The organism is Octadecabacter dasysiphoniae (genome assembly GCF_021532615.1).
Classification (GTDB): domain Bacteria; phylum Pseudomonadota; class Alphaproteobacteria; order Rhodobacterales; family Rhodobacteraceae; genus Octadecabacter; species Octadecabacter dasysiphoniae.
In genome coordinates this window covers 119,496-131,211 of sequence record NZ_JAKGAQ010000004.1, presented here as the reverse complement: position 1 = coordinate 131,211, position 11,716 = coordinate 119,496, and the positions used below count along the sequence as shown (strand labels likewise).

At 55.5% G+C, this 11,716-nt stretch carries 9 protein-coding genes; 1 reads left to right on the top strand and 8 read right to left on the bottom strand.

The features are described from left to right. Positions 1-16 precede the first annotated feature (16 nt). Entirely contained in the window at positions 17-3,319 is a 3,303-nt protein-coding gene (locus tag L0664_RS15010) for an error-prone DNA polymerase (protein ID WP_235226712.1), read from the top strand. On the opposite strand, the gene L0664_RS15005 is transcribed toward L0664_RS15010, so the two are convergent. The 8 genes from L0664_RS15005 to L0664_RS14970 all read right to left on the bottom strand — a co-directional run bounded on the left by L0664_RS15005 (position 3,316) and on the right by L0664_RS14970 (position 11,661). Beyond that, complete coding sequence (locus L0664_RS15005; protein ID WP_235226711.1) at positions 3,316-4,314, bottom strand: LacI family DNA-binding transcriptional regulator; 999 nt, start codon at positions 4,312-4,314, stop codon at positions 3,316-3,318. The genes L0664_RS15010 and L0664_RS15005 overlap by 4 nt on opposite strands. Positions 4,315-4,335: 21 nt before the next feature. Then, entirely contained in the window at positions 4,336-4,554 is a 219-nt protein-coding gene (locus L0664_RS15000; protein WP_235226710.1) for a hypothetical protein, read from the bottom strand. Continuing rightward, on the bottom strand, positions 4,555-5,328 hold the full coding sequence (locus L0664_RS14995) for an ATP-binding cassette domain-containing protein (protein ID WP_235226709.1): 774 nt from the start codon (positions 5,326-5,328) through the stop codon (positions 4,555-4,557). Between the two features lie 3 nt (positions 5,329-5,331). After that, on the bottom strand, positions 5,332-6,405 hold the full coding sequence (locus L0664_RS14990) for an ABC transporter permease (RefSeq protein ID WP_235226708.1): 1,074 nt from the start codon (positions 6,403-6,405) through the stop codon (positions 5,332-5,334). Positions 6,406-6,483: 78 nt separating this feature from the next. Next, positions 6,484-7,425, bottom strand: coding sequence for a substrate-binding domain-containing protein (locus L0664_RS14985; RefSeq protein ID WP_235226707.1), 942 nt, complete (start codon positions 7,423-7,425; stop codon positions 6,484-6,486). A gap of 85 nt (positions 7,426-7,510) precedes the next feature. Continuing rightward, positions 7,511-8,302: a TIM barrel protein gene (locus L0664_RS14980; RefSeq protein ID WP_235226706.1), complete on the bottom strand. Its 792-nt coding sequence runs from the start codon at positions 8,300-8,302 to the stop codon at positions 7,511-7,513. Between the two features lie 334 nt (positions 8,303-8,636). Then, the gene (locus tag L0664_RS14975; protein WP_235226705.1) at positions 8,637-9,953 is read right to left on the bottom strand and encodes an HlyD family type I secretion periplasmic adaptor subunit; all 1,317 of its coding nucleotides are present in this window, start codon (positions 9,951-9,953) and stop codon (positions 8,637-8,639) included. Further along, a complete protein-coding gene (locus L0664_RS14970; RefSeq protein WP_235226704.1) occupies positions 9,946-11,661 on the bottom strand; it encodes a type I secretion system permease/ATPase in 1,716 nt (571 codons plus the stop codon). Before L0664_RS14970 ends, L0664_RS14975 begins: the two co-directional genes overlap by 8 nt. Positions 11,662-11,716: the final 55 nt, after the last annotated feature.

The window sequence follows — 11,716 nt, the reverse complement described above, 5'->3', positions numbered from 1 at the left end:
GTGAAGGAGGAACGGTGTGCCTGAAAATGATCATCAGATTCCGCGGCGCACATGCGGGGAAGGATTTGAACGCAACCGCGACACTGTGTTCGTCGAGCTTGGCGTTACGACATGTTTTTCGTTCTTGCGCGGTGCGTCTGATGCCGTTGATCTGGCCGAAACGGCGAACGGCCTTGGTTATCATGCATTGGGATGCGCTGATCTGAACACCATGGCGGGGATCGTGCGGCTGCATACGGCTGCGTTGGCGGCAAAAGTGACGCCTGTGATCGGGTGCAGGTTGGAGCTGGTGGGCGGCGAACAATTTCTTGCCTACCCCCGCGACCGCGCGGCCTACGGACGACTGTGCACCTTATTGTCAAAGGGCAAAATGCACGGGCTGGATGGTGTGTGGCAGGCCAAAGGGGTGTGCGATATCAGTCTGGATGACCTTGCCACCCACAGCGAAGGCGTGCAACTGATCGCCCTTCCGGGCGCAGACCTGCGTCATTTTTCGGCCGGGTTTCCGCGGTTAAGACACGCGTTGCCGACATTAAAACACATCGCCGCCAGTTATATTTACCGCGGGGATGATCGCAGCCGGATCAACCAGTTGGATAGTTTGGCGAAGTCCCACGGGTTATCCATTTTAGCCACCAATGATGTACAATACCACGCGCCTGACCGCCGCCCCTTGCAGGATGTAATGACCTGCATTTTGCACAAAACGACAATCGCAAAGGCGGGTTTCCTGCTTGAGGCGAATGCCGAACGCCACTTGAAATCACCCGCGCAGATGCAGGCGCTGTTTGCCGACTGGCCCCACGCGATCAGGGCAACCCGCGACGTCGCCGATGCCTGCAATTTCGATCTGCGCGAACTGTCCTATGAATATCCGCGCGAAACTGTGCCCAAGGGGCGAACAGCACAAGACTACCTTGAGGAACAAACATGGAAAGGTGCCGCGTGGCGCTATCCGGACGGCGTGCCCGAGGACTTGAAGGCGACGTTGCGCAAGGAACTGGCGCTCATCAAAAAGATGGGTATCCCCCAGTATTTCCTGACGATTCATCAAATCGTGAATTTCGCGCGCTATGACTGCACACCGCGGATTCTCTGCCAAGGGCGGGGGTCTGCGGCCAATTCGGCAGTCTGTTATGTTCTTGGAATCACCGCCGTGGATCCCAACACAAACGAACTGCTGTTCGAACGTTTCATCAGCGAAGAACGCAAAGAACCGCCCGACATCGACGTGGATTTCGAACATGAACGCCGCGAAGAGGTGATCCAGCATATCTATGACAAATACGGACGTGGGCGGGCTGCGCTGTGCGCAACCGTCATCCACTACCGCCCGCGCATGGCGGTGCGCGAAGTCGGCAAGGTCATGGGTCTGTCAGAAGATATCACAACCGCCCTGTCCAAAACCATCTGGGGGTCATGGGGCCGCGAAGTCGGCGCGCGCGAAGCCGCGGAAGCCGGCATTGATTTGTCTGATCCGCTGATGGCGCGCACCATCAAACTAGCCGATCAAATGATCGGGATGCCGCGCCATTTGGGTCAGCATGTGGGCGGGTTTATCCTGACAGAAACGCCGCTGACCCAGACAGTCCCGATTGGGAACGGTGCGATGCCGGACCGCAGTTTCATAGAATGGGACAAGGATGACATTGATGAACTGCGGATATTGAAGGTCGATATCCTCGCACTTGGGATGCTGACGTGCATCCGCAAAGCGTTCGATCTGATTGAGGCCCACTACGGCGAACGGTTCACACTGGCGAATATCGAACAGGGCGACACCGCCACATATGACATGCTGTGCAAAGGCGACAGTCTGGGCGTGTTTCAGGTCGAAAGCCGCGCCCAGATGAACATGTTGCCACGACTGAAGCCGCGTGAATTTTATGATCTGGTTATTCAGGTCGCAATCGTGCGGCCGGGGCCCATTCAGGGCGATATGGTACATCCTTATTTGCGCCGTCGTGGCGGATTGGAACCCGAGGAATACCCCTCCCCCGCAGCGCCCCACGATCCGCTTGAACTGCAAAAGGTCCTTAAGCGCACCAAGGGCGTGCCGATCTTTCAGGAACAGGCGATGAAGGTCGCCATGGTCGCAGCGGAATTTTCGCCGGACGAGGCCAATCAACTGCGCAAAGCCATGGCAACATTCAGGTCGCGCGGCACCATCGGAGAGCTTGAGGAAAAGATGGTCGGGCGGATGATCAAGCGCGGCTATGAACCCGAATTTGCGCTGCGCTGTTTCAACCAGATCAAAGGCTTTGGTGATTACGGATTTCCCGAAAGCCACGCGGCCAGTTTTGCGCATCTTGTCTACGTCTCAAGCTGGATCAAATGCCATTATCCGGATGTGTTTTGCGCCGCCCTGTTGAATTCGCAGCCAATGGGGTTTTACGCCCCCGCCCAGATTGTGCGAGACCTGCGTGAACACGGTAGAATCGTGCGGGCGGCGGATGTGAATTACAGCCATTGGGACAGCACGTTGGAACCCGTCGCGCGCGGTGTGTTTGCCGTGCGCCTTGGCCTGCGCCAGATCGACGGGATGCGTACGCAAATGGCACAACGCATCATGAACGCGCGCACCCAACCGTTCACTGATCTGGAAGACCTCAAAACGCGGGCAAAATTGGACGCAGGCACCATGCGCAAACTGGCGGCTGCCGATGCCATGCGGTCCATGACGTTGGACCGTCGCCAAGCGTTGTGGGATGCACGAGCGTTGCGCGACGCACCTGATCTGCCTTTGTTTGCGGATAAAAAAGACGAAGGCGACGAAGCACGGTTCGAACTGCCGCAAATGCCGATTTGTGAACACGTGGTGTCGGATTACCAAACCACGCGTCTGTCGCTAAAGGCGCACCCGATGTCATTCCTGCGCAAAAGCATGACCAGACAGGGCTACGCCACGACCCGTGACTTAGATGGGATGCGCAACGGGCAACATATCAAGCTCGCTGGAATTGTCTTGATCCGTCAGCGTCCCGGCAGCGCCAAAGGCGTGTGTTTCATCACGCTTGAAGATGAAACAGGTGTCGCCAATCTGGTCGTCTGGCCAACGGTGATGGAGGCGTTTCGCAAAGTCATCATGCGGTCGCGTGTCATTGATGTGCGCGGCGTGGTGCAGCGCAGCGAGGATGTGATCCACGTTGTTGCCAACCATCTGGCAAATCGAAGTGATGCGCTGGATCGTCTGTCACAAGATCCGATGGATGTCCCCCTTGCGCGGGCTGATGAGGTGAAGAAGGCCCTGCCGCATGGATCGCGCGGCAGTCATCCGCGCAATGCCCGCATCATTCCAAAATCACGTGACTTTCACTAGACCAACGGGCGCAATGTGCCCCGTTCGACGACGTGACAGGCAAACAGCCGTGCTTCTGGCGCGCGGGTATCATCTGTCAGCATCGCATCGACCATCTCAACAGAGGCGGCCACGATTTCTTTGATCGGGTTGTGAATGGTCGTCAGATCAACATTTGCCCAGGCCGCCATTTCCATATCATTCAGTCCCAAAAGGCCGATGTCATCCGGCACGTTCAGGCCCCGCGATTGAATAGCCGACAGCGCGCCGATGGTCAAAACGTCATCGCCGCAGAAATATGCCTCTGCGGGTTTGCCAGCAACCAAGCGCAACATCTCTACGCGGCCCGCATCAAAGGAGTATTTTTCCGCAAAGCTTGATGTGACTTTGACCTGCGGATGCAGCGCCATTTCATCGATAAAGCCTTTGTAGCGGTCTTGGGTTGAGGTGGCACGTTCTGGTCCACCCATAAACCCGATGTGCTGATATCCCCGCGCCACCAATGTTTGCGCCGCCAACTGCCCGGCCTGAATATTGTTGATACCAAGTACGTTGACCTTGGGCGTTTCAACATGCCGCCCGAACGAATGAACGACAGGCACACCTGCATCACGAAACCCCTGCGCAAAACTTTCGGGCAATGTGGAGGACGCGACAATCACCGCATCAACCGAATAGGCCCGCAACATCCGTACGGAATTTTCTGGGTCGACCTCATCCGTGAGGTTCACCAACAACGGGCGCAACCCGCGGTCCTGCAGGCCTTTGGTGAACAGATCAAAAACTTCGAGGAAAATAGGGTTGTGAAAATTGTTGGACACAAGCCCGATCAGTTTGGTGCGCCCTGTCGTCAAGGACGACGCAAGGACATTGGGACTATACCCCAGTTCTTTCGCGGCTTTTTCAATTTTGCGGCGGGTGTTTTTGGCGACAGATGCGCCGCCGGTATACGTCCGGGACACTGCTGATCGCGATACACCAGCCCGTTCCGCTACATCCTTTAGGGTCACCGCCACTTTGATCGTTCTCCAGCTGACTTATTGGTCTTGAGCATCCTTCGCGACGGCCGCCCAATCCGCAATATAAAATCTCCAACCCGCTATAGCGCCCATCCCGATAAAGATCATCCCCCAGAATGTTGCGCCCGATGACAGTTCAAACAGCCCCCAAAGAACCGCCAGTGCGACGACGACAACGCGCCGCCACACTGGGAGGAAAAAGGGAACGTCGACGTCAAACAGGCCTTTGCGGGCCACTTATGCGGCGCCTTCGAATTCAGCACCGGTTTTGGCACCTGTGATGTAGGACACAACATCTTCGCCGTTGGTGTCTTCTTTGCGCAGGTTCGCGACCATACGACCACGACGGAACACGATGATCCGATCCACCAGATCAAACACCTGCCGCATATTATGGCTGACAAGGATCAGGCTTTCGCCCTGTTCCTTTAGCGTGCGGATGATGTTTTCAACTTGTGCAGTTTCCTGCACACCCAGCGCGGCTGTCGGTTCGTCCATGATCGTTAGTTTGGACGCAAACGTCGCCGTGCGGGCAATCGCGACACATTGGCGCTGACCGCCAGACATATTGGCGATGCTGTTCTTGATGTTGGGAATTTTCACGCCCGTTTTGACCAGACCCGCCATCGTATCTTCGCGCATGGATTTGTAATCCAGCAGGCGAAACGGACCGAGCCAATCGAACTTGGTTTTTTCACGACCGAGGAACAGATTATCCGGCACGTTCAGGTGATCGGCCAGGGCCAGTGTTTGAAACACAGTTTCAATGCCAGCCTCGCGCGCGTCCAACGGCCCGGCAAAATGCACATCTTCGCCATCAAAAATGACGTCCCCGCGCGTGCGTTGTTCCACGCCGGTAATTTGGCGCACGAACGTCGATTTACCCGCACCGTTGTCGCCCATGATGGCCACGTGTTCGCCGCGTTCCAGCGTAAAGTTCGCGTCGACAAGGGCATGAACACCACCGTAATGTTTGGTCAGGCCTTTGGTTTCCAGAATATAATCACTCATCCGTTAAGCCCTCGCTGCTGCGCGTTTTTGTTGCCACTGGTCAAGCGCGACCGCGCCCACGATGATCATGCCCAGCACCATTTCCTGATAGAACGCACCAAGGCGCAAGAAGGTGAAGCCGGACGTAATGACGCCGATAATCAGCGCACCAATCACTGTTCCGATGATCGACCCGCGGCCACCAAACAGGGAAACACCGCCAATGACGGCCATCGCAATCGCCTCAAGCTCATAGCTCAGTCCCATGCCGGACTGCGCCGTAAGGTTCTTGGACGTCAGGATAACGGCGGCCAATCCGGCCAATGCACCCGCGATCATGTAAACCAGCAGCAAATGGCGCGGGACATTGATGCCCGACATGCGCGCGGCGGCCTCGTTTGATCCGATCGCGTAGGTGTGTTTGCCGTAGACGGTGTAGTTCATGATGAAGTGAAACAGCAACGCGAGACCCAGAAAGATGAACACAGGGTTCATGCCGGACCCGATTACCGCATAAGCATCCGTGGGGAATGACACGGGGTTACCCAGTGACCACCACTGTGCCACGCCGCGTGCAAACAGCATCATACCGAGGGTCGCGATAAATGGCGGAATGCGCGAATACGCGACAAGAAGACCGTTGATTGCGCCCGCCGTCAGACCGACACCTAGGCCGACCAGAACGGGTACAACAACAGGCAAATCAAGCGCCCATTCACCAAAAATCGCCTTTGGGTTCGGGTTGCCGCTGACTTCGGCGACTTGTGCGAAACTCATCGCGATCATGGCCGTGGCACCCACAACCGACCCTGACGACAGGTCAATACCTGCCGTGATGATCACTTGGGTCACACCGATGGCGATGATGCCAATGATTGCGACTTGAATAATAATGATACGAAGACGGGCTTCGTTAAAGATGGAATCGAACCGGTCGCGGCTATCAAACAACAGGGATTGCTGCATGAAGATCGCGCCGAGAACTTCGAAAATGACGATGATCAGGATCAACGCTGCAAAGACATTTAACTCGTTTGGCCATTGTCGCTTTGACTTGTCATAGGACAAGCCACCGGTGCCTTCGCTCGTGTCTGACATCTGTCAGATCCTCCGTAATGTATGGGTATTGAGGGATGTGCAGGGCAGCACATGGCCGCCCTGCACAAAGATTTTGGATTAGTTAACGAAATCGCCAACAGTCGCCGGAGTAACCAACTTGAACGGGATGAAGACCGTGCGGTCTACTTCTTCGCCATTGATCAGCGCGATGGCTGTATCGATGGAACCAGCGCCCTGACCTGCAAGGTCTTGGAATACTGTGACGTCCATTTCGCCAGCCTGCATGGAAAGCAGGGCGTCGGACGTCGCGTCAACACCACCAACGACAACGTCGTCCATGGAAATGCCGGCGGCTTTCATCGCCTGGATCGCACCCAGTGCCATTTCGTCGTTGTTACCGAAAACTGCGTCAAACTCGTCGCCGTTGGAAATCCAGTTTGTCATCAGGTCGTTGGCTTCGTCACGGGACCAGTTCGCTGTCTGCTCATCGATGATTGTGATGAAGTTACACATGTCCATGCCGATAACGTCGTGGAAATCTTTGGTCCGCTGAACAGCCGCCTGGTTGGACAGCTGGCCCATCAAAACGTAAGCCGTCGCACCGCCGGATTTGCCTTCAGCGCGCAGCTGCTGACACATCTGGAATGCGGCCAATGTGCCGGATTCGATTTCGTTGGATGCAACGAACGCCTGACCGTCTGGCAGTGTGTCCATGTTGATTGGCTGACGGTTTACGTAGACCAGTGGCACGCCCGCAGCAGCAGCTGCGTTGGACATGGCTTCGGTTGCGTTTGTGTCAACTGCGTTCACGATGATCGCATCAACGCCGGACGCGATGAAGTTGTTGATCTGGTCAAGCTGCTTTGCAACGTCATCAGTCGCATCTTCGATCTGCAAGGACACACCGTCCAGCATTTCTTCGTGTGCTGTCATGCCGTTACGCATAACTGTCAGGCCGTTGTCGTCAAAACGCGCAACGGAAACACCGATTTGCTGCGCCATAACAGATGTCGTACCCATCAGCGTTACAAGGCCAGCGGCCATAAGGATCTTGTTCATTGGTTTCCTCCCAGAAACGTGCCCGGCGCACAGATTTTTAATGCCGGGATGCCCACTTAGGGGCGATTATTCCATCTCGACTCCGTCATGCCGCAAGCGCCATGATTTCATTTTCGATGAAGTGAATAGACCGCGAAAGAGACGCCTTCGGGTCAATGTCTGCGTGGACGTCCGGCGAAAACGCCTCAAACGACAAGGGGCCAGTATAGCCCCCACGCAACAATTCTGTGATTTGGGCGACGTTGCCCAGACGATCCGCCCCGTCCACCAAGACGCGGTGGTGATCACGAATATCGGCCTCCGGAACGTCACGATCAGTGACGCCGGATATATGCACAAGCTTCGTATGTGCGGGATAAAGCGCGCTTTCACCGGACAAGTGGTGGTGGAATGTATCATGGATCAGGCCAAATTGCGCGCCGAGATCCAGTGTATCAATCAGATCAACAACCTGCGATTTATGGCGCAATGAACTGTGCGCAAATCCAATGGGTTCGATCAAACCCGTAAGCCCGCGCTGTTCAAGCTCTGGGGCCAGCGCAATCATGGCGCGGCGCAATCCATCTGGCGCAACGGCATCGCTGCCCACCTTGGGGATCAACGAAATGGCGCGTGCACCGCAGCCAACTGCAAGATCCATCAGCAAAATGGCGGATTGCAAAACGGCATCGTCAAAGGCGTTGAATGCTTTCACTTCGGCCAATGCAACAACCGGAAGATCGATCATGTCGACCCGCGGCGCTTTCCCGTCAAACAATGGTGCATCCAGATCATTTCGCAGTTCAAGCCCTGTCATACCCAAATCACGGGCCAGATCGCAGGCCTGTTTCATCGTCAAAGACGGAACGGTCATGTGGTTAAGTGCGAAATTTAGCATACCGAGTCCCCCCTTTGTCGAATGTTGAGGTCAGATTAACGCGAATAGATTATATTGCAACCGGTTGCATACATGATCGACATTTTTGCTGTAAGATCGCGTTTAATTGATTTAAAAACAATAATTTACGTGTTCTCCACCAGCTCTGATTCCAGTAAAAACCGTATCAAAACCCGCTGCACGGGCCGCAAAATTCGGATTAGGACGCGACTCATCACTTCGCGTGCCACCAAACGCCACCGCCCCCACAGGTGTTTTATTGGTCGACGAAATACGCGCCGGATAGACAGATCATGGCCTTAGTACCAATCGTGACTAGGCGTTCTATATGGCGTCATTCTTCCCTGAAGGCTTGGTTCAATTGTTCAACCAAGGGCTTCGTCAGATAATTGAGAACAGTTCGTTTTCCTGTTTGCAAAAACGCCTGTACCGGCATGCCCGGCACCAGTTCCAGCCCTGTCAATTTGCCCAGTTCTTCGGGCGGGATGACGACGGATACCCGATAAAACGATAGGCCCGTCGCCTCGTCTGTGACCGAAGTTGGGGAAATATCATTCACACTGCCGGTGAGTTCAGGCGTGGTCCGTTGGTTGAATGCCGGAAAGCGCACTGTCGCTTCTTGTCCTGGGAAAACCTGATCAACGGCGGCGGGGTCGATTTGTAACTCGAATGTCAGGTCATCGTCACGCGGGATGATCTGCAAAATGACAGCACCGGGTGCAACGACCCCTGCGATGGTAGAAAACTGAAGCTCATGAATACGGCCCGTATCCGGCGCGCGAATTTCAACACGCTCCAACTGCTTTTCGGTTGTGAAAATCTGTTGGGACAGCTCTTGGATTTGGGTCGTAGCATCGCGCAGCTCTATCACGACACCTTCGCGAAACTGGCGATCAATCTGGAGCACTTCGAGTTCTGTGTCGCGGATCGAATTTTCAATCCGTGCCAGTTCTGACGTGTGTTCAGAAATCTGGCCCAGCATATCGGCTTGGCCGCGCAAAAGGCCAAGCAATTGATTTTCACGCGACAGCCCCCGTTCGACAAGGGTCTGAGTGGATGCAATTTCCGTTTCCATCAACGCCAGTTGATCCCGTTTGGATTGAATCAGCCCAACGACGCCTTCGGTCTGGTTTCCAAACTGGAGGATTTTTTCGGCCAATTGTTCGCGCCGCCCGTCTTGTAGCTCCAATCGGGATCGGAAAATCTCTTCTTCGCCGGACCGGATGATATCTATGTTCACCAGATCGCGCGGGATCGGAAGCTGCGTCCAGGTGATCTCGGTCCGTCCCTCCTGTTCAGCAATCAAACGGTCACGGCGCACCGACACTTCGGCAAGGCGGGTCTGATAGATATTGAGGTTTGCCGCCAACAATGTCGCATCAAGCCGCATGAGGACTTCGCCCGCGTCTACCATATCACCGTTGGACACGAGGATTTCTTCGATAATCCCCCCATCAAGATGCTGCACCGATTTGGGGCGGCCCGACACTTCGACGCTGCCTTGTGCAATGACTGCGCCGTTGATTTCAGTAAACCAAGCCCAACCCCCTGCCCCTAAGACAAAGGCAATCGTAACCAATGTGCCAATAATCGCAGGCCAGCGATATCCGGTCTTTAGCTCGGGCGCGTCTTCGCTGGGCATATCAACCATCGATCAAATCCTGTGGTGAAGGTTGGCGTGTCGCCTTTTGAAGAACATCCGCTTTGTCGCCAAACTGGGCCACGCGGCCGGCATGCATCACGAGAACCTTGTTCACTGACGCAATTGCACTTGGACGGTGGGCCATGACGATCACCGTTGAATTGGCTTCGCGCAGTGCAATGATCGCTTTGCTCAGCGCTTCGTCACCGCTGGCATCCAGATTGGCGTTTGGTTCATCCAGAACGACATAACGAGGCGTGCGAAACACCGCACGTGCCAACCCGATCCGCTGCAACTGTCCACCCGACAACGGGTGCTGCCCAAACCCAAGCTGTGTGCTGTAGCCATCCGACAAATGCAGAACCATGTCATGCACACCCGCCATCTTGGCAGCCGCGATAACGTCTTCGTCCTCTGCCTCGGGATCAAAGCGGGCGATGTTGTCACGAATAGAACCCGACAAAAGTTCAAGGTGTTGGGGCAGGTATCCAATATGGCGCCCCAACGCGCCCAGATCCCATTGATCCAGTGTCGCACCATCAAGCCGGATTTCCCCAGCCTCAAGCGGCCACGCCCCAACGATCACACGGGCCAGTGTCGATTTGCCGGATGCACTTGGCCCGATGACGCCCAAGGCATCCCCCGGTTCCAACGAAAAACTTACTTGATCAAGGATAGGGGCGCGGTCATTGCGCCGTTCGGTTGCGGGCGGGAATTTTGTAGCGGCGACAACGCTCAGGTGTCCTTCCGGGGCCGGAAGGTTAATGGGGGTTTCAACCGCGGGCACGTTGTCAAACGCGATCTTGAGGCGCGTATGCGCTTCGCGGGCGCGCACGATATTTCGCCACGCCCCGATCACCTGATCAATCGGCGCAAGAGCACGACCAGCAATGATAGACGCCGCAACAATCATGCCTGCGGAAATTTCCTGTTGCAGGGCCAGATAACCGCCCATGCCGAGCAACGCTGACTGCAACAACATCCGGAATGCCTTGGACGCGGCGGTGAACCCTTCGGACCGATCCCCGCCCAGCTGGCCTGTGGCCAAACCGTCAACATGCATGTCGCCCCAGCGTTTGGCGACCGGATCAGCCATACCCAATGTCATGATGGTTTCCGCATTGCGGCGCGATTGTTCGACGAAAAAGGACTCCGACCCATCCATTTGCATGGCCTTGGCCAAGTGGCGCTGGGTCATCCATTGGTTCGTCAGCGCAAGGATAATCACCACGAACGTGCCACCAAGCGCCAAAAATCCGAGCCACGGATGCACGATGAAAACAATAATCAGGTAGAACGGTATCCACGGCAAATCAAAAAAACCAAGGATCGCGGGGCTGGTCAGGAACCCGCGCACAACTGCCAAATCCGATAGGGGCCGCAATGTCGCACCGGATTGATGTAAGCCGGATCGCACCCACAAATCATAAGCCGCGCGACCCATCTTTTGATCAAGACGGTAGGCTGCGCGCGACAAGACACGCACGCGTAGAAAATCGTATATCCCAAGAAAGACATAGGCGAACACCATGATAATCACGAGGCCCTGCAACGTCGCGACCGACCCCGAAGACAACACACGGTCATAAACCTGCAACATGAACATCGGCCCGGTCAGCATCAAAATATTCACGGCCGCACTGAACAGCGCAACGCTTATGAAAGACCGCTTAAGACCGTTCAGGGCTTTTTTATATAGATTGACTTGTCGCGCCACGGTGCCGGGTCCGCCTTATAAACTAAGTGAGGGGCAGACCGATCCGGCCCGCCCC

Excerpts from the sequence above, each read along its gene's own strand:
- L0664_RS14995 (WP_235226709.1), bottom strand. The coding sequence starts at position 5,328 with ATGAGTGATTATATTCTGGAAACCAAAGGCCTGACCAAACATTACGGT.
- L0664_RS14990 (WP_235226708.1), bottom strand. The coding sequence starts at position 6,405 with ATGTCAGACACGAGCGAAGGCACCGGTGGCTTGTCCTATGACAAGTCA.
- L0664_RS14985 (WP_235226707.1), bottom strand. The coding sequence starts at position 7,425 with ATGAACAAGATCCTTATGGCCGCTGGCCTTGTAACGCTGATGGGTACG.
- L0664_RS14980 (WP_235226706.1), bottom strand. The coding sequence starts at position 8,302 with ATGCTAAATTTCGCACTTAACCACATGACCGTTCCGTCTTTGACGATG.
- L0664_RS14975 (WP_235226705.1), bottom strand. The coding sequence starts at position 9,953 with ATGGTTGATATGCCCAGCGAAGACGCGCCCGAGCTAAAGACCGGATAT.